The following is a 15,973-nucleotide window of genomic DNA, read 5'->3' on the forward strand; positions in this document are numbered from 1 at the left end:
GCGCATGATTGCGCGGTTGAGCGGGGCATTGGCGGAAGCGGGAGCGGATCATGCGGTGATCGACGTCGGCGGCGTCGGCTATCTGGTCCAGGCCTCCAGCCGCACGCTCTCCGCGATCGGCCCGATCGGCGGCAGCGTGATGCTGTTCACCGAGATGCAGGTCCGCGAGGATTCGATGACCCTGTTCGGCTTCGGATCGGCGGCGGAGCGCGACTGGTTCCGCCTGCTGACGGGCGTGCAGGGCGTCGGCGGCCGCGTCGCGCTCGCGATCCTGTCGGCGCTGTCGGCGGACGAACTGCAGCGCGCGGTCGCGAGCGGCGACAAGGCAATGGTCGCCCGCGCGCAAGGCGTCGGTCCCAAGCTCGCCGAGCGCATCGTCCGCGAGCTGAAGGACAAGGTCGGCGGCATCGCGCTGGGCCCCGGCGCACCCGCCGCGATCCCGGCCGGCGGCGCCGCAACCGACGCCGTCTCCGCCCTCACCAACCTCGGCTTCCGCCCCGCCGAAGCGAGCGCGGCCGTGGCCGCGGCGAATGATGAACTGGGCGATGGAGCGAGCCTCGATGCGCTGGTCCGGCTGGCGTTGAAGAAGGCAGCGCGGTGAACCAATCCAATGAGCCGCAATCAAGCGCGAGGGAGCGGATCGGCGAACTCTATAACGCCCTCATGACTCAGATAGTCTTCAGGTTGGATGCCACTCTGGAATCCGGAAAAGAAGCTAGGGATAACAAGGATCATCCAGACAACTGGAAAAACGCCGAATTTTGCTATCTGCAGGTCAGAAAGGTTTGTGAGTATCTCGCCTTGGCTATCTTGGTCGCGCACGACGGCTATGAAGGTGCAACATCCAAGAAATACCGGTCATCGTATCATGCCGGGGACCTATTCGACGAGCTGATGAAGCTGAATCGGTACGCGTTTCCCGTCCCCGTCTTAGTTATGATGGATGCCCAAGGCGAAGGCCGGCACCATGTTGAACCCAAATCCAACGGACTGACGATAGCGGAACTCAAATATATCTACGGACAATGCAGCGATCGCCTGCACGTGGGCACTCTCAAGAAGCTTCTCTCGGGGCGAGCCCAAGCCTACGATCTGACCGAACTGATGGGCTGGCGAAACCGGCTCGTGGAAACGCTGAACACCCACATGGTGCTGCTACCAGAGATATTGTCCGTATTGCTGGTTGTTCTGAAGGATGAGAACGATGGATTGGTTCACTGCGCCTTTGGCGATGCCGACGGCGAGTTTGTGATTGGCGATAGGGTAGAGTTCGCGGTGGACCGGAAATTGTGACCGACACCGATCGCCTTCTCGCCTCGGCGCGTAAGCCGGAGGATATCGACGCCGCGCTGCGTCCCAAGTCGCTCGACGAATTCGTCGGGCAGAAGGCGGCGCGGGGGAATCTGCGGGTGTTCATCGCCGCCGCCAAGGCGCGGGGCGATGCGCTGGACCATGTGCTGCTGTTCGGGCCGCCGGGGCTGGGCAAGACGACGCTCGCGCAGATCGTGGCGCGGGAAATGGGCGTGGGGTTTCGCGCCACCTCCGGGCCGGTGATCGCCAAGTCGGGCGATCTCGCGGCTTTGCTCACCAATCTGGAGGACGGCGACGTCCTGTTCATTGACGAGATTCACCGCCTCGCGCCCGCGGTCGAGGAAGTGCTGTATCCGGCGATGGAGGACCGTGCGCTCGATCTGATGATCGGCGAGGGGCCGTCGGCGCGGTCGGTGCGGATCGACTTGCCGCGCTTCACCCTGGTCGGCGCGACGACGCGGCAGGGGCTGCTCACCACGCCTTTGCGCGACCGATTCGGCATTCCGATCCGGCTGCAATTCTACACGGTCGACGAGCTGCAGCATGTCGTCCGCCGCGCGGCGGGGCTGCTCCACCTCGAGATCGCCGATGACGGCGCGCACGAGATCGCCAAGCGTTCGCGCGGCACCCCGCGCATCGCCGGGCGGCTGCTGCGTCGTGTGCGCGATTTCGCGAACGTCGCGGGCGAGGAGACGGTGCACGCCGATGTCGCAGATAAGGCGCTCAACCGGTTGGAGGTCGATCATCTCGGCCTCGACGCGATGGACCGCCGTTACCTCCGCATGATCGCGGACATCTACAAAGGCGGTCCGGTCGGGGTCGAGACACTGGCCGCCGGGCTCAGCGAGCCGCGCGACACGATCGAGGAAGTGATCGAGCCCTATCTGATCCAGCTTGGCCTGATCGCCCGCACCGCGCGGGGCCGCTGCCTGAACGGCTTGGGGTGGAAGCATCTTGGGCTCGACCCGCCGTCGAACGGGCAGGACGGACTGTTCGACTAGGCGAGGCGAAACGGGGTTGGACGCCGAGTCCGCATCCGTTAAGGCCGCCCCAATGCCGCTCGACACCCCTCAGCGGGGCCGCTTCGTCGGCCGAGAGCATCGCTTTCCGGTCCGCGTGTTCTTCGAGGACACCGACCTGTCGGGCGTGGTCTATCACGCCAACTACCTGCGTTTCATGGAGCGCGCCCGCTCCGACATGCTTGCGGTCGCCGGCGTCGACCAGCGCGCGGCGCACGAGGCGGCAGAGGGCGTCTACGTCGTCGCCGATCTGTCGATCCGCTACCGCCGCCCGGCGCGCCTCGACGACGAGTTGCTCGTCGTCAGCACCGTGCAACGGATCGCGGCGGCAAGCGTCACCATTCATCAGCGAGTCATGTTAGGGCGGGAAGTTCTGACCGACGCTACGGTGCTGGCCGCGTTCGTCGCACCGGGCGGCGGCAAGCCGCGGCGGCAACCGCGCGCATGGCTCGCCATTTTCGAGGGGCTTTTGGAGGAATAGTGGATCAGCTTTTCGTGAATACCAGCGCGGCGACGCTCTCGCCCATCGGCCTTTTCCTCCAGGCCGATTGGGTGGTGAAGGCAGTGATGCTCGGCCTGCTGCTTGCCAGCATCTGGACCTGGACGATCATCTGCGGCTTCGGCTTTCGGCTGAAGCGCACCGTTGCCCAGGCCGACGCCTTCGAGCGCGATTTCTGGACCGCGCAGGACATCGATCGCTTCCACCAGCGCCGCGGCGACGAGAATGTGCCGATCGCGCGCGTGCTGGATGCCGGCATCAAGGAATGGCGCCGCTCGACTGGCGCTAAAAAGGTCGATGCTGAAGGCGTGCGCTCGCGCCTCGCGACCCTGATGGCGAGCGCCAGCGCGGCGGAGATCGACGCGCTTTCCGGGCGGCTGAACGTGCTGGCGACGATCGGCAGCGTCGCGCCGTTTGTCGGGCTGTTCGGCACAGTCTGGGGCATCATGCGCAGCTTCACCTCGATCGCGGCGGAGCAGAATTCGTCGCTCGCCGTGGTTGCTCCCGGCATTGCCGAGGCGCTGTTCGCGACTGCGATCGGGCTGTTCGCTGCGATTCCGGCAGTGATCGCCTACAATCGCTTCAGCCACGGCCTGAACCGGCTCGAGGCGCGGCTCCTCCGCTTCGCCGACAAATTCCACGCGACCCTGTCGCGCGAGCTGGACGCGGAGGCGGGCTGATGGCCGTAAAACTCCCTTCCGCCAGCCGCAGCCGGGCGCGCGCGCCGATGGCTGAGATCAACGTGACGCCTTTGGTCGACGTCATGCTGGTGCTGCTGATCATCTTCATGGTGACGGCGCCGCTGCTGACGGCGGGCGTGCCGGTGAATCTGCCGAAGTCCAAGGCCGGGGCGCTGAAGCAGGAGACGAAGCCGGTCACCATTTCGGTCGAGCGCAGCGGCCAGATCTTCATCGGCGAAGAGGAAATCGCGCCTGACGCGCTCTCCAAGCGTTTCGACAGTCTCGCGGCCGAAAACCCGCCGCAAGTCTATCTCCGCGCCGACCGCGCGCTCGATTACGGCGCGGTGATGCAGGTGCTCGGCGAGCTCAACCGGGCCGGCCTGAACAAGGTCGCGCTGGTGAGCGTTGGGCAGGAGACGCGCTGATATGGATCGGGCGGAGAAAATCGGACTCGGCACGGCAACCGCGGGGCATATCGTCCTGTTCGGGCTGCTGTCGGTCGGCTTTCTCGCGACGCCCAACCCCTCGATGATCGAGCGCCACCCGGTCGAAGTCACCTTCGCCAAGGACGTCGGGCTGGAAGCGACAGCGCCCCGCGCGTCCACACAGCCGCCCGCGACCAGCGTCGCGCCCCAGCTCGGCAAGCTCGAGGAAGCGCCGAAGGAGCAGGCGCAGAACCAGCCCGAGCCTGCACCTCAACCGGCCGAGCCTGCGCCTGCCCCGATTCCAGCGCCGACGCCCAAGCCTAATAAACCGCCGGTCCGCCAGCCGCAGACAGCGCACGGCGCGCGGCTCGGTCCCAATTTCCTCAAGGGCCTCACCGAGACCGCCAGCGTCAGCCGCAGCACGGAAGCGTCCGCGCCCAATATCGGACCGCGCGAGCAGGCCTCGCTTGCCGCCGAGCTGAAGCGACAGTTGAAACCCTTCTGGAAGCCGCCGAGCGGTGCGGACATCGACAAGCTCCGCGTCACCATCGTCGCCAATCTGGGTCAGGACGGCGCGATCGTCGGCGAGCCGCGCGTGATCGGCCCGAGCGGCGTCACGCCCAGCAACCGCGCCCAGGCCGACCTGTTCGTCGAGCGCGCGCTGACTGCGGTGAAGCGGGCCTCGCCCTACAATTTTCCCAAAGACTATTACGCGGCGTGGAAGACGATCCGGCCGCAGCTCTACGAGGGCCTATAGATGAAAGTGATCGGCTTACCCCTGTTGTTCCTCTCCGCGGCGGCGTTCGCGCAGGTGCCGTCCGCGGCCGCGCCCGAGCAGCCGTCCGGCCTCAGCGTCGACGTGACTGCGTCGGCCGGCGACGATCTGAAGATCGCGGTGCCGGTGCTGGCGACCGACCAGGTGCGAACGACTGTCGCGGGCGGCACCGACGCGCTCGGCCGCGAGATCGCCGACGTGATCGCCGCCGACCTGCGCGGCTCCGGGCTGTTCCGCCCGATCGGCCCGTCGGGCATTCCCTCGATCACTTTCGCCGAAGCGAACACGCCGAACTTCGCCATCTGGCCGCAGACGGGCGCCGAGGCACTGGTCAGCGGCTTCGTGCGCGCCGGTGGCGACGGGCAACTCACCGTCGGCTGCTACCTCTATGACGTGAACCTCAAATCCGAGCTGAAGCGTACCGGCTTCGTCGTCGCGCCGCGCGACTGGCGGCGGGCGGCGCACAAATGCGCGGACATGATCTATGCGCGCCTATCGGGCGAAAGCCCGTTCTTTGACAGTCGCATCGCCTATATCGCCGAGACCGGCCCTAAGGATCACCGGGTCAAGCGGCTCGCGATCATGGATTCGGACGGGGCGAACCACCGCTTCCTGACCAATGGCCAGAACCTGGTCCTCACGCCGCGCTTCTCGCCCGATTACAAATCGATCGTCTATGTGAGCTACCAGCAGCGCCGCCCGCACGTGTTCGTCTACGATATCGGTACCGGGCGGCAGAAACTGGTGCTCGACACGCCGAACCAGGTGATCGCACCGCGCTTCTCGCCGGACGGACGGACGCTGCTCTTCTCGATGAGCCAGGGCGGTAATACCGATATCTACAAAATGCCGGTCACCGGCGGCACGCCGCAGCGCCTCACCAACTCGCCCGGCATCGACGTTGGCGGCAGCTTCTCGCCCGACGGCAGCCGGATCGTTTTCGAAAGCGACCGTTCGGGCAAGCAGCAGCTCTATGTAATGAATGCCGACGGCTCGAACCAGCAGCGGATCAGCTTCGGCGGCGGTTCCTACGCCACGCCCGAATGGAGCCCGCGCGGCGATCTGATCGCCTATACCCGCCTCGGCAGCTTCAACATCGGCGTGATGTCGCCTTCAGGCAGCGGCGAGCGGCTGCTGACCAACGACGGCTGGCAGGACGAGAGCCCGACCTGGTCGCCCAACGGCCGCGTCATCCAGTTCTTCCGCACATCGCCGGGCCGCGGCGGCAAGTCGACCGTGTGGCAGGTCGACCTGACCGGCCGCAACATCCGCAAGATTCCCACGCCGGTCGATGGATCGGACCCGACCTGGGGACCGTTGCTCCCCTGATAACGACAAGGAGGATAAAATGAACCTTAGGCCTACGCTGATCGCCGCCACCGCGGCCATGATCGCGCTCGCGGGCTGCGCCAAAAAACCGCCCAAGGAATTGCCGCCGGCGCCGCAGCAGGCGCCGACCGCCGAAGCGCCGCCGGCAACTCCGGCCGGTCCGACGCCGGGCAGCCAGGCGCACTTCGTCGCCAACGTCACGTCCGACCGCGTGCATTTCGACACCGACAAGTCGGATGTCCGGCCCGAGGATCAGTCGATCCTGCAAAGCCAGGCGGCCTATCTGAAGCAATATCCGCAGGTGCGCGTCAGCATCGAAGGGCATTGCGACGAGCGCGGCACGCGCGAATACAATCTCGCACTCGGCGAACGGCGCGCCAATGCGGCGAAGAACTATCTCGCCTCGCTCGGCATTGATCCGGGCCGGATGACGACGATCAGCTACGGCAAGGAACGGCCCGAAGCGACCGGCTCCGACGAAACAAGCTGGGCACAGAACCGCCGCGCCGTCACGATCGTGGTGCAGTAGGCGACACGATCAATCGAAAACGCGGTTTGGGCTGAGCTTGTCGAAGCCCTCCCTTCTTTTCTGAAACGGTCAAAGAAGAAGGGAGGCCTTCGGCAGGCTCAGGCCGAACCGGTGTGGGGTTCACCATATAACTCCACCACCGGGGCCTGGGTGCTCGACACCTTGCCCCGGTACATGCCTTTCGAGTTGAACGCCCAGCCGCCGGTCCCGTCCGGGCCGACGACGATCACGCCGCCCGTTCCGCCGAGCGCGCCCATGTCGGCAATGGCAGACCGCGCCGCGCCCATCACATCCTCGCCGCCTAGCCGTACACGCGCGCAGATCTCGTGGGCGACGGCGGTGCGGATGAAGAACTCGCCCGATCCGGTCGCCGAAACCGCTCCGGCGCGGTCGTCGGCATAGGTGCCGGCGCCGATCAGCGGCGAATCGCCGATCCGCCCCCAACGCTTGCCGGTGATGCCGCCGGTCGAGGTCGCCGCGGCGACATGGCCGGCCTGGTCGCGGGCGACTGCGCCCACGGTTCCGTATTTCATGTCCACATCGAAATGGTCGGCGCCGCGCGCCTTCAATTCCTCGAGCTGCCGCCGGCGTTCGGCGATCTCGAACCAGTCGGCGCTTACCTGCTCGACGCCGTGGTCGCGCGCGAAGCGGTCGGCGCCGTCGCGGCTCAGCAGTACGTGCGGGCTTTCCTCCATCACGCGCCGGGCGAGGCTTACGGGGTTGCGCGTCGCGGTGACGCCGGTGACCGCGCCAGCGTCACGCATCCGCCCTTCCATCACCGCCGCGTCCATCTCGATGCGGCCTTCATAGGTGAAGACGGAGCCGCGCCCGGCATTGAAGTTCGGATCGTCCTCCAGCACGCGAACTGCGGCCTCGACCGCGTCGAGAGCCGTGCCGCCGGCGCGCAGGATCGCCGCCCCCGCCTCCAGAGCCCGTCCGAGCGCCTCGCGGATGTCCTTCTCCTGATCAGGCTCGAGCGTCCCCTGCTCGATGATTCCGGCGCCGCCATGCACGACCAACGTCCAGTCCGCACCGCTCACCAGGGCAGCTCCTCTCCATCATACGCGAAGAAGCCGCCGCTCTCGCTCAGCGACAGCCCCGCGATCACGCGGCGCAGGCCGCTGACGCTGGTCTCGGGCGCGATGCTTGCGTCGGCGCCGCCCATGTCGGTCTGCACCCAGCCGGGATGAAGCACGGCCATGGTGACACCGTCGCCGCGGAACTCGATCGCCAGCCCGTGCCACGCGGCGTTCAGCGCCGCCTTGGACGAGCGATAGGCGATCGCGCCGCCCGAATCATTGTCGGCGATGCTGCCCATACGGCTGCTGGTCGCGACCATCTTGCGCTCCCCGCTTGCCGCGACATTCGGCAGCAGCGCACGGGCGAGGAGAGTCGGACCAATGCAATTGGTTGCGAACGCCTTCGACCATTCGTCAGCATCCAGCCCCTGCGGATAGACGCCGGCATTGGCGATCAGCACGTCGATCGGGCGCCCGGCCAGCCGCTTCGCCAGTGCGCCAATGCTCGCGGGATTGGCAGCGTCGAGCGGCAACACATCGGGCCCAAGTTGCTGCAACTCCCCCGCGTCATCGGGACGACGCGCGGTCGCGATCACGTCCCAACCGTCGGCCGTGTATTGGCGCGCGAACTCGAGGCCGATGCCGCGGTTCGCGCCGGTGATCAGAACTGTCGGCATAACACCTCCAAGCGTGCCGGGCGCTTAGCGGTTCCGATTCCCCGCCGCTATCGCTATATCGACGGGCGAAGCAACGCAGAGACCCGTCGATCATGTCCGTTCGTCCCTGGCGCGATATCACGCGCCGCCCATCGCGTCAGATCATGGTCGGCAATGTGCCCGTCGGCGGCGACGCGCCGGTCACCGTTCAGACGATGACCAACACTCCGACCGAGGACGCGAAGGCTACGATCGACCAGATCCGCCGCTGCGAGGAAGCGGGCGCCGACATCATCCGCGTCTCCTGCCCCGACGTCGAAAGCACGACCGCTTTTCGCCAGATCGCCCGTGCCGCGCGCGTGCCGCTCGTCGCCGACATCCATTTCCACTACAAACGCGCGCTGGAAGCGGCCGACGCCGGAGCGGCATGTCTGCGCATCAATCCGGGCAATATCGGCTCGTCCGAGCGCGTCGCTGAAGTCGTGCGCGCGGCGAAGGCGAATGGCTGCGCGATCCGCATCGGCGTCAATGCCGGCAGCCTCGAGAAAGATCTCCTCGAGAAATATGGCGAGCCATGTCCCGAGGCGCTGGTCGAATCCGCGCTCGATCACATCAAGCTGCTGCAGGACCATGACTTCCACGAATACAAGGTCGCGGTGAAGGCGTCCGACGTGTTCCTTGCGGTTGCCGCCTATCAGCAGCTCGCCGAGACGGTCGACTGCCCGCTGCATTTGGGCATCACCGAGGCCGGCGGGCTGATCGGCGGCACGGTCAAGTCGTCGATCGGCATCGGCTCCTTGCTCTGGTTCGGGATCGGCGACACGATCCGCGTCAGCCTCTCCGCCGAGCCCGAAGAAGAAGTCCGCGTCGGCTTCGAAATCCTGAAAGCGCTCGGCATCCGCAACCGCGGCGTGCGCATCGTTTCCTGCCCGAGCTGCGCGCGGCAGGGCTTCGACGTGATCCGCACCGTCGAGAAACTGGAGGAGCGGCTGCAGCACATCCGCACGCCGATGTCGCTGTCGGTGCTCGGCTGCGTGGTGAACGGCCCCGGCGAGGCGCGCGAGACCGACATCGGCCTGACCGGCGGCGGTGCGGGCAAGCACATGGTCTATCTGTCAGGCGTCACCGACCATCATGTGAACGACGTCGACATGATCGAGCATATCGTCCGCCTCGTCGAAGCGAAGGCGGCGGAGATCGAAGCGGCGAGCCAGGCCCAGGCCGCCTGACCCAGACGTGAGCGACGTAAGGCTGCACCAAAGCTGGCTCGAACCGCTCCGGTCCGAGTTCGCCAATCCCTACATGACCGGCCTCAAGCAATTCCTGCTGGCCGAAAAAGCGGCGGGCAAGCGCATCTTTCCGGCGGGCAGCGAGTGGTTCCGCGCGCTCGACCTGACGCCGCTCGACCAGGTGCGCGTCGTCATCCTGGGGCAGGATCCGTATCATGGCGAAGGGCAGGCCCACGGCCTGTGCTTCTCGGTGAAGCCGGACGTCCGGGTGCCGCCCAGCCTCGTCAACATCTACAAGGAAATGCAAAGCGACCTCGGCATTCCGCCTGCGCGCCACGGCTTTCTGGAGCATTGGGCGCAGCAAGGCGTGCTGCTGCTGAACGCGGTGCTGACCGTACAGATGGGCATGGCCGCATCGCATCAGGGGCGCGGATGGGAGCGGTTCACCGACGCCGTGATCCGCCTGGTGAACGAGCGCGCGGAGCCCACCGTCTTCCTGCTCTGGGGCAGCCATGCGCAACGGAAGGCGTCCTTCATCGACCAGAGCCGCCATCTGGTGCTGAAGGCTCCGCACCCCTCGCCGCTTTCGGCGCACGGCGGCTTTTTCGGCTGCCGCCATTTCTCCAAGGCCAATGCGTTTCTGGAGCAGGCCGGAAGAGGCGCGATCGACTGGCAGTTGCCGGCGGCTGGCTAGGCTCAATCTGAGTTAAATCGGCCGCTGCCGTGAACCTTTGCCCGGCCAGCGCGTATTGTTCCCATATAGGAACAAGTCGGGTCGCGTACGCTGCAACAGGGAGCACGTCGATGGCCTTTCTCAAAACGCATGTTCGATTGCTGGCGACCGCATCGCTGGCTGCTGCGGTCCTCGCGACATCGCCGGCCGCCGCCGAGACGATCGTCGGCCTCACCACGCAAGGGGGGCTGGTGCTGTTCGACAGCGCGACGCCCGGAACGGTGAGCGCACCGGTGGCGGTGACCGGCCTTGGCGCGGGCGAAACTCTGCTTGGCATCGATCGCCGGCCGGCCACGGGTCAGTTGTTCGGCATCAGCAGCGCCTCGCGCCTGTACACGCTCGATACCATCACTGGCGCCGCGACCGCGGTCGGCGCGCCCGGCGCCTTCACGCTGTCGGGAACGTCGTTCGGCTTCGATTTCAACCCGACGGTCGATCGCATTCGCGTGACGAGCAACACGGGCCAGAACCTCAGGCTCAACCCCAATACCGGAGCGCTCGCCGCGACCGACACGCCGCTCGCCTATCAGGCCGGCGACGCCAATGCCGGCACTGCGCCCAGCGTGGTCGGCTCCGCCTATACGAACAATTTCAGCGGCGCGGCGTCGACGCAATTGTTCGATATCGATGCCAACCTCGATATCCTGGCGCTGCAGGTGAATCCGAATGCCGGCCTGCTGCAGACGGTTGGTCCGCTGGGCATCAACGCCGGCAGCCTGACGGGCTTCGACATTTCGGGGCCGAGCGGCATTGCCTATCTCGTCACCGAAGCGAACACCGCGCCCTTCTCGAACCTTTACCGCGTCAATCTGGGCACCGGCGCGGCGTCGCTGGTCGGCACGGTCGGCGGCGGACTGGCGCTGGTCGATATCGCGGCGCTGGCCGGCGTGCCGGAGCCGGGGACCTGGGCGACGATGCTCGCCGGCTTCGGCCTGCTGGGCTGGGCGGCGCGGCGCCGGCGCGCGCTCGCCAGCGCTTGAGTGCAAGCGGGCGCTTTGCGTGGCCGGTCCGTTCGATCTCGACCGGTTCGTCGCCGCGCAGGCGCCCGTCTATGGACAAGCGCTCCAAGAACTCCGCGCGGGGCGGAAGCGGAGCCACTGGATGTGGTTCATCTTTCCGCAGCTCAGGGCGCTCGGGCGGAGCGCGACGGCGATTCATTATGGCATCGGCTCGATCGAAGAGGCGCGGGCCTATCGGGTGCATCCGGTGCTGGGGCCGCGGTTGGACGAGTGCTGCGCGGCGCTCCTTCTGCACCGGGGCCGGTCGCCGGAGGCAATCATGGGCGGGATCGATGCGCTGAAGCTTCGATCGTCGATGACCTTGTTCGAGCGCACGGCCGATCCCGCGCCGTTCGCGGCGGTGCTGAACGCTTTCTATGGCGGCGCGCGCGATCCGCTGACGCTGGAACTGCTCAATGCGCCAGCGCCTCCTCCGCCGCGGTGAAGGCCGAGCGGCCTTTCGGCGCATCGTCGGGCACCGCCGTCACGAAATAGGCGACGCCGCGCCCGCGCTTGCGATCGACCCATAGACCGGAGCGCAGGCCATAGGCTTCGCCCGAATGGCCGATCCGATGCGCCCCGTCGCCAAACGGATCGTCCTTGCAGCCCTGGGTCGCCAAGTGGTGCACGGCGAGACCGTAGGTGCAGTAATAGCCCTTCTCCGTCTCGCCATTGCTGCCGTCGAAGCGCCATTCGGGTCCAGTCAGCGTGGCAACGGACGCGAGCGAGAGGAAGCCGTCGTCGTTCTTCAGCAGCATTCGCCCGATCCGGGCGAGGCCGGCGGCGGAAATGCGCGCGCCGCCTTGCGGGCTGAAAAGGGCGCCGTTGCTGCCGGGGACATAGCCGGTCAGATCGCAGGCTGGATCGGGCGAGAGCACCGGACAGTCTGGCCGCTTGCCGTGGAGATCGTCGCGCACGACTTCGCCCTTCGGGTTGCGGAGCGTGACGGCGCGACCGACGGCCGCGTCGCTGCATGTCGTCCAGTTGAAGCAGGCGTCGATCGAGAGCGGCGCGAACACCAGCCGCGCCATCAGCCGGTCGAATCGCTCGCCGGTCGCGGATTCCATAACCGAGGCGACGACGGGAAAGTTGATGTTGCCGTAGCGGAAGAAGCTGCCCGGCGGATGCTCGACATCCCAGGCTTTCGGGTCCGACAGTGTGTCCCGGAGCGTCTTGCCCAAGGGAATCGCATAATCGACACCGTCCTTCAGACTGGACCGGTGGGAGAGCAGCAGCCGCAGCGTGATCGGCCGATCGGGGAAAGCCGGATTGCGGAGCGACCAGCCGAGCCAGCGCGACACGTCGCTGTCGAGGTCGAGCGTACCGCTCTCGACCAGCCGCATCACGCCGAGCGCAGTGATCAGCTTGGAGATCGAAGCGACGCGCACCGGATCGTCGGCCCCTGCGCCGCGCGCCTGCACCGCCGTGATCCGTTCCCGATCGAACGAGACGCGCACCGCGACGCTCGCCGGGCTCGGCCTTGGCAGGGTCGCGCAGGCGGACAGGAAAGCGGTTGCGGCGAGGATCAGGAGCCTTATGCGCATGGCAGGCAGGATGGCGAGGGTGCATGGCGAGCGCAATCGGGCGTGTGTTCAAATGGCTTGGCGTAGGCGTGCTGTTCCTGATCGTGGGCCTGTGCCTTGCGATCGTGCTGGTGCCGCCTTTCCTCGACCGCATCTATTATCGCGGCCCCGTCTCTAATCATTTCGACGGACAGCGCTTCTTCAATCCGGACGGGGAGGACACGCTGCGGCCGCCGGCGGGACGCAGCCGCGGGGGGTTCCTGCTCCGCTACCTGACCGGCAGCGACGATCGCCCAGAATGGCCTGAGCATGTGGCGGTGACGCCCAGCCGCCCGCCGGCGCGGGTTGAGGGGCAGCGGATGCTCGTCACCTGGATCGGCCATGCAAGCGTGCTGGTGCAGACCGCCGGCCTCAATATCCTGACCGACCCGGTCTGGAGCGAGACCGCCGGCCCGCTCGGCTTCGGCCCGCGACGCGTCGCCGCGCCGGGCATACGGTTCGAGGACTTGCCCAAGATCGACCTCGTCCTCGTCAGCCATAATCATTACGACCATTTCGATCTGCCGACGCTCAAGCGGCTGTGGGACCGCGACAAGCCGGTGATCGTAACCGGCCTCGGCAACGACGCGATCATGCGCAGCCGCGGCATCGAGAGCATCGCGCGCGATTGGGGCGCAGTGGTGCCCGTGCGCGGGGCGGAGGTGGTGGTCACGCGCAATCACCATTGGGACAGCCGCTGGTTCACCGACCGCAATCGCGCGCTCTGGTCGAGCTTCGTCGTGCGGATGCCGGGCGGCAACCTGTTCTTCGCCGGCGATACCGGACTGGGCGACGGCAAATGGACCGCAGAGGCGGCGCGCTATGGCCCTATCCGCCTCGCGTTGATCCCGATCGGCGCATTCCGGTTCGAGCCCGGCCAGATGGGCATCGGCAGCCATATCGGCCCGATCGACGCCACCAAGGTGTTCGCCGGCCTTGGCGCCAGCCACGCGATCGGCATCCATTGGGGCACGTTCCGCCTTAGCTACGAAGCCTATGGCACGCCGCCCCGGCTGCTGCACGAAACGATGCGCTGCGCCGGCTATCCCGTGGGGCTGTTCGACACCGTGACGATTGGCCGTCCCATCGAAATCCCGGCTTACGCGCCCCAGCCAAAGGCGCAGCCGCTCGGCTCGGATTGCCTCGCCAGCCCCGCCGTGCGAGCGCTCCGCTGATCATGCCGCCCGCGCGCTCCATTGCCGTTCCGTTTGCCGTCGCGTGCCTTGGCATCGCGACCTTCACCGCGATGGACGCGTTCATGAAGGGGCTGTCGATCGCGATCGGCGCCTATAACGCGACTTTGTGGCGGACGATGGCGGGCACGTTGCTGGGCGGCGTGCTGTTCTTCGGAGCAGGCCACAAGCTGCCGGTGCTTTCGACGCTTAGGCTCCATTTCCTCCGCGGCGGCATCGTCGCGGGAATGGCGGTGCTGTGGTTCTGGGGCCTGGCGCGGGTGCCGATGGCGGAGGCGATCGCGCTCTCCTTCTACGCGCCGCTGATGGCGATCTATCTGGCGAGCATCTTCCTCGGCGAGCGGGTGCGCCAGCAGGCGTTGCTCGGCTCGTTGCTGGCGCTGGCCGGAGTCGCGCTGATGGTTGCGGCGCGTGCGCGGTTGGGCGCGGGCGACACCTCGCTGCTCGGCGCGATCGCGATCCTCTGCTCGGCTTTCCTCTACGCGTTCAACCTGATGCTGATGCGCAAGCAGGCGCAGCTCGCCTCGCCGGTCGAGGTCGGGTTCTTCCAGAACCTGACGACCGGCCTTTTCCTGCTGCTGGCGGCACCCTTCTACGCCGTCGTCCCGGACGCGAGCCACGCGCCGGCGATTCTCGCCAGCGCCGGACTGGCCTTGGTCTCCCTAATCCTGCTGTCCTGGGCCTATGCGCGCGCCGAGGCGCAATCGCTGGTCAGCGTCGAATATACCGGCTTCGGCTGGGGGGCGCTGTTCGGCTGGCTGGTCTATGGCGAGGCGGTCGGCTGGCCGGTACTGGCCGGCACCACCCTGATCGTCGCCGGCTGCCTGATCGCGGTGCGCGCGCCGCGCAAGCCCGAAGAAGTCCGGCTGGAGGCTGCTTTATGACCCTGACCATCCGCTGGGCACGGCCTGGCGACGAAGAGACGATTCTGCGTCTGATCAAGGGGCTCGCCACGTACGAGCGCGAGCCGGACGCAGTGCAGGCGACCGAGCAGTCCCTCCGCGACACGCTGTTCGCGCCGCATGCGCAGGTGTTCGCCTTCATCGCCGAGCTGGATGGTGCGCCGGTGGGGCTCGCGCTCTGGTTCCTGACCTATTCGACCTGGACGGGCCGTCCGAGCCTTTATCTCGAGGACCTGTTCGTCGATGACGATGCGCGGGGACGGGGTATCGCGCGCGCTTTGTTTAAGCGGCTCGCCGAGGAAGCCAAAGCCCGCAATTGCGCGCGGATCGACTGGGCCGTGCTTGACTGGAACGTCGATGCGATGGCCTTTTACGAGCGACTAGGCGGACGGCGTCAGACCGGCTGGGAGCCGTGGCGGCTGCATGGGGCCGCGCTCGACGCGCTGGCGGAAAGCTGATGGCCTGGGCGCTGCTGATCCTGGGCGGGCTGTTCGAGGTCGGCTTCACCACTTGCCTGCGGTTCGTCGAGGGTTTCCGCAACCTGCCCTGGACCTTGGGGTTCCTCGCCTCGGTCAGCCTGTCGATGGGCTTGCTGGAAGTGTCGTCGCGCTCGATCCCGATGGGCACGGCCTATGCCGTCTGGGGCGGCATCGGGGCAATCGGGACGGTGCTGGTCGGCATCCTGTTCTTCGGCGAGGCCGCCGCTCCGCTGCGCCTGATGCTGATCTTCGGGATCGTCCTCTGTATCGCGGGGCTGAAGCTGGTCGCCTGAACGCCGCTCAGGCCGAACGGGACAGCCCCGGTTCGCCCTCGGCGGGCAGCAGCGCGACCTTGCGCGCGCCGCACCACAATTCGCAATCGACGCCGGGGTGGTCGGCGCGCGCCTGCACGATCGCGGCGGCGTCTTCCGCTGCTTCGAACTCCTGCCTGCTCACGATGCGACCCTGCCTGTCGAGGCAGTAAACCTTATACTCTAACATCTACGTCCCCCCGGGGAGACTCGTGTATAACAGGTCGCCGCGCATCGATCTGCACGGGACCCGACATAGCGGACGAACAATGTGATCGAGGACATAGCGGGCGCGCCGAGGCCGCCTTTAGGGGGCTGAGAAAG

Annotated in this window: 21 protein-coding genes; 17 read left to right on the forward strand and 4 right to left on the reverse strand. The window is 66.9% G+C overall.

Features of this window, described 5'->3' with window-relative positions:
- Window positions 1–4 precede the first annotated feature (4 nt).
- Genes ruvA through pal form a run of 9 tightly spaced genes read left to right on the forward strand, consistent with a single transcriptional unit; the run spans window position 5 to window position 6,567 of the window.
- On the forward strand, window positions 5–601 hold the full coding sequence (gene ruvA / locus ACFSCW_RS00810) for a Holliday junction branch migration protein RuvA (RefSeq protein ID WP_380885915.1): 597 nt from the start codon (window positions 5–7) through the stop codon (window positions 599–601).
- On the forward strand, window positions 598–1,293 hold the full coding sequence (locus tag ACFSCW_RS00815) for a hypothetical protein (RefSeq protein WP_380885917.1): 696 nt from the start codon (window positions 598–600) through the stop codon (window positions 1,291–1,293). The genes ruvA and ACFSCW_RS00815 overlap by 4 nt, the downstream gene beginning before the upstream one ends.
- Entirely contained in the window at window positions 1,290–2,312 is a 1,023-nt protein-coding gene (ruvB, locus tag ACFSCW_RS00820; RefSeq protein ID WP_380885919.1) for a Holliday junction branch migration DNA helicase RuvB, read from the forward strand. Before ACFSCW_RS00815 ends, ruvB begins: the two co-directional genes overlap by 4 nt.
- 52 nt (window positions 2,313–2,364) lie before the next feature.
- Entirely contained in the window at window positions 2,365–2,811 is a 447-nt protein-coding gene (locus ACFSCW_RS00825) for a YbgC/FadM family acyl-CoA thioesterase (protein ID WP_380885921.1), read from the forward strand.
- A complete protein-coding gene (tolQ, locus tag ACFSCW_RS00830; protein WP_380885923.1) occupies window positions 2,811–3,509 on the forward strand; it encodes a protein TolQ in 699 nt (232 codons plus the stop codon). The genes ACFSCW_RS00825 and tolQ overlap by 1 nt, the downstream gene beginning before the upstream one ends.
- Entirely contained in the window at window positions 3,509–3,934 is a 426-nt protein-coding gene (tolR, locus tag ACFSCW_RS00835) for a protein TolR (RefSeq protein WP_380885925.1), read from the forward strand. The genes tolQ and tolR overlap by 1 nt, the downstream gene beginning before the upstream one ends.
- Window position 3,935: 1 nt before the next feature.
- On the forward strand, window positions 3,936–4,691 hold the full coding sequence (locus ACFSCW_RS00840) for a cell envelope biogenesis protein TolA (protein WP_380885927.1): 756 nt from the start codon (window positions 3,936–3,938) through the stop codon (window positions 4,689–4,691).
- The gene (gene tolB, locus ACFSCW_RS00845) at window positions 4,692–6,038 is read left to right on the forward strand and encodes a Tol-Pal system beta propeller repeat protein TolB (RefSeq protein WP_380885928.1); all 1,347 of its coding nucleotides are present in this window, start codon (window positions 4,692–4,694) and stop codon (window positions 6,036–6,038) included.
- A 19-nt stretch (window positions 6,039–6,057) separates the two neighbouring features.
- Window positions 6,058–6,567, forward strand: a complete 510-nt coding sequence (gene pal, locus ACFSCW_RS00850; protein ID WP_380885930.1) for a peptidoglycan-associated lipoprotein Pal — start codon at window positions 6,058–6,060, stop codon at window positions 6,565–6,567.
- 98 nt (window positions 6,568–6,665) lie between these two features.
- Here pal and ACFSCW_RS00855 read toward each other — a convergent pair whose 3' ends face one another.
- Both ACFSCW_RS00855 and ACFSCW_RS00860 read right to left on the reverse strand, forming a co-directional pair.
- Window positions 6,666–7,610: an isoaspartyl peptidase/L-asparaginase family protein gene (locus tag ACFSCW_RS00855; protein ID WP_380889962.1), complete on the reverse strand. Its 945-nt coding sequence runs from the start codon at window positions 7,608–7,610 to the stop codon at window positions 6,666–6,668.
- Window positions 7,604–8,263: an SDR family oxidoreductase gene (locus ACFSCW_RS00860; RefSeq protein WP_380885932.1), complete on the reverse strand. Its 660-nt coding sequence runs from the start codon at window positions 8,261–8,263 to the stop codon at window positions 7,604–7,606. The genes ACFSCW_RS00855 and ACFSCW_RS00860 overlap by 7 nt, the downstream gene beginning before the upstream one ends.
- Window positions 8,264–8,355: 92 nt before the next feature.
- On the opposite strand from ACFSCW_RS00860, the gene ispG reads away from it, so the two are divergent.
- The 4 genes from ispG to ACFSCW_RS00880 all read left to right on the forward strand — a co-directional run bounded on the left by ispG (window position 8,356) and on the right by ACFSCW_RS00880 (window position 11,647).
- Complete coding sequence (ispG, locus tag ACFSCW_RS00865) at window positions 8,356–9,471, forward strand: flavodoxin-dependent (E)-4-hydroxy-3-methylbut-2-enyl-diphosphate synthase (protein ID WP_380885934.1); 1,116 nt, start codon at window positions 8,356–8,358, stop codon at window positions 9,469–9,471.
- Window positions 9,472–9,478: 7 nt separating this feature from the next.
- Window positions 9,479–10,165, forward strand: coding sequence for a uracil-DNA glycosylase (gene ung, locus ACFSCW_RS00870; RefSeq protein ID WP_380885936.1), 687 nt, complete (start codon window positions 9,479–9,481; stop codon window positions 10,163–10,165).
- A gap of 110 nt (window positions 10,166–10,275) precedes the next feature.
- Window positions 10,276–11,184 (forward strand): DUF4394 domain-containing protein, encoded by a 909-nt coding sequence (locus ACFSCW_RS00875; protein WP_380885938.1) that lies wholly within the window; start codon window positions 10,276–10,278, stop codon window positions 11,182–11,184.
- Between the two features lie 19 nt (window positions 11,185–11,203).
- On the forward strand, window positions 11,204–11,647 hold the full coding sequence (locus ACFSCW_RS00880; protein ID WP_380885940.1) for a DUF1810 domain-containing protein: 444 nt from the start codon (window positions 11,204–11,206) through the stop codon (window positions 11,645–11,647).
- On the opposite strand, the gene ACFSCW_RS00885 is transcribed toward ACFSCW_RS00880, so the two are convergent.
- Window positions 11,616–12,746, reverse strand: a complete 1,131-nt coding sequence (locus ACFSCW_RS00885; RefSeq protein ID WP_380885942.1) for a serine hydrolase domain-containing protein — start codon at window positions 12,744–12,746, stop codon at window positions 11,616–11,618. The genes ACFSCW_RS00880 and ACFSCW_RS00885 overlap by 32 nt on opposite strands.
- Before the next feature lie 23 nt (window positions 12,747–12,769).
- Between ACFSCW_RS00885 and ACFSCW_RS00890 the strand changes: the two genes are divergently transcribed.
- Genes ACFSCW_RS00890 through ACFSCW_RS00905 form a run of 4 tightly spaced genes read left to right on the forward strand, consistent with a single transcriptional unit; the run spans window position 12,770 to window position 15,631 of the window.
- Entirely contained in the window at window positions 12,770–13,939 is a 1,170-nt protein-coding gene (locus ACFSCW_RS00890; RefSeq protein ID WP_380885944.1) for an MBL fold metallo-hydrolase, read from the forward strand.
- A gap of 2 nt (window positions 13,940–13,941) precedes the next feature.
- Complete coding sequence (locus ACFSCW_RS00895; protein ID WP_380885946.1) at window positions 13,942–14,841, forward strand: DMT family transporter; 900 nt, start codon at window positions 13,942–13,944, stop codon at window positions 14,839–14,841.
- Window positions 14,838–15,317 carry a GNAT family N-acetyltransferase gene (locus tag ACFSCW_RS00900; protein ID WP_380885948.1) on the forward strand — a complete coding sequence of 160 codons (480 nt, stop codon included), beginning with the start codon at window positions 14,838–14,840 and terminating at the stop codon, window positions 15,315–15,317. Before ACFSCW_RS00895 ends, ACFSCW_RS00900 begins: the two co-directional genes overlap by 4 nt.
- Entirely contained in the window at window positions 15,317–15,631 is a 315-nt protein-coding gene (locus ACFSCW_RS00905; RefSeq protein WP_380885950.1) for a DMT family transporter, read from the forward strand. Before ACFSCW_RS00900 ends, ACFSCW_RS00905 begins: the two co-directional genes overlap by 1 nt.
- A gap of 7 nt (window positions 15,632–15,638) precedes the next feature.
- Here the strand turns inward: ACFSCW_RS00905 and ACFSCW_RS00910 are convergent, their stop codons facing one another.
- On the reverse strand, window positions 15,639–15,839 hold the full coding sequence (locus ACFSCW_RS00910; protein ID WP_380885952.1) for a hypothetical protein: 201 nt from the start codon (window positions 15,837–15,839) through the stop codon (window positions 15,639–15,641).
- Window positions 15,840–15,973 lie beyond the last annotated feature (134 nt).

The sequence above is a fragment of the Sphingomonas tabacisoli genome, from assembly GCF_042678385.1.
In the GTDB taxonomy this organism is placed as follows: Bacteria; Pseudomonadota; Alphaproteobacteria; order Sphingomonadales; family Sphingomonadaceae; genus Sphingomonas_B; species Sphingomonas_B tabacisoli.

Coding starts and splice junctions, on each gene's coding strand:
- ACFSCW_RS00860 (WP_380885932.1), bottom strand. CDS start 8,263: ATGCCGACAGTTCTGATCACCGGCGCGAACCGCGGCATCGGCCTCGAG.
- ispG (WP_380885934.1), top strand. CDS start 8,356: ATGTCCGTTCGTCCCTGGCGCGATATCACGCGCCGCCCATCGCGTCAG.
- tolB (WP_380885928.1), top strand. CDS start 4,692: ATGAAAGTGATCGGCTTACCCCTGTTGTTCCTCTCCGCGGCGGCGTTC.
- pal (WP_380885930.1), top strand. CDS start 6,058: ATGAACCTTAGGCCTACGCTGATCGCCGCCACCGCGGCCATGATCGCG.
- ACFSCW_RS00825 (WP_380885921.1), top strand. CDS start 2,365: ATGCCGCTCGACACCCCTCAGCGGGGCCGCTTCGTCGGCCGAGAGCAT.
- ACFSCW_RS00885 (WP_380885942.1), bottom strand. CDS start 12,746: ATGCGCATAAGGCTCCTGATCCTCGCCGCAACCGCTTTCCTGTCCGCC.
- ACFSCW_RS00895 (WP_380885946.1), top strand. CDS start 13,942: ATGCCGCCCGCGCGCTCCATTGCCGTTCCGTTTGCCGTCGCGTGCCTT.
- ACFSCW_RS00840 (WP_380885927.1), top strand. CDS start 3,936: ATGGATCGGGCGGAGAAAATCGGACTCGGCACGGCAACCGCGGGGCAT.
- ACFSCW_RS00910 (WP_380885952.1), bottom strand. CDS start 15,839: ATGTTAGAGTATAAGGTTTACTGCCTCGACAGGCAGGGTCGCATCGTG.
- ACFSCW_RS00890 (WP_380885944.1), top strand. CDS start 12,770: ATGGCGAGCGCAATCGGGCGTGTGTTCAAATGGCTTGGCGTAGGCGTG.
- ACFSCW_RS00875 (WP_380885938.1), top strand. CDS start 10,276: ATGGCCTTTCTCAAAACGCATGTTCGATTGCTGGCGACCGCATCGCTG.
- ruvA (WP_380885915.1), top strand. CDS start 5: ATGATTGCGCGGTTGAGCGGGGCATTGGCGGAAGCGGGAGCGGATCAT.
- ACFSCW_RS00905 (WP_380885950.1), top strand. CDS start 15,317: ATGGCCTGGGCGCTGCTGATCCTGGGCGGGCTGTTCGAGGTCGGCTTC.
- ACFSCW_RS00900 (WP_380885948.1), top strand. CDS start 14,838: ATGACCCTGACCATCCGCTGGGCACGGCCTGGCGACGAAGAGACGATT.
- tolR (WP_380885925.1), top strand. CDS start 3,509: ATGGCCGTAAAACTCCCTTCCGCCAGCCGCAGCCGGGCGCGCGCGCCG.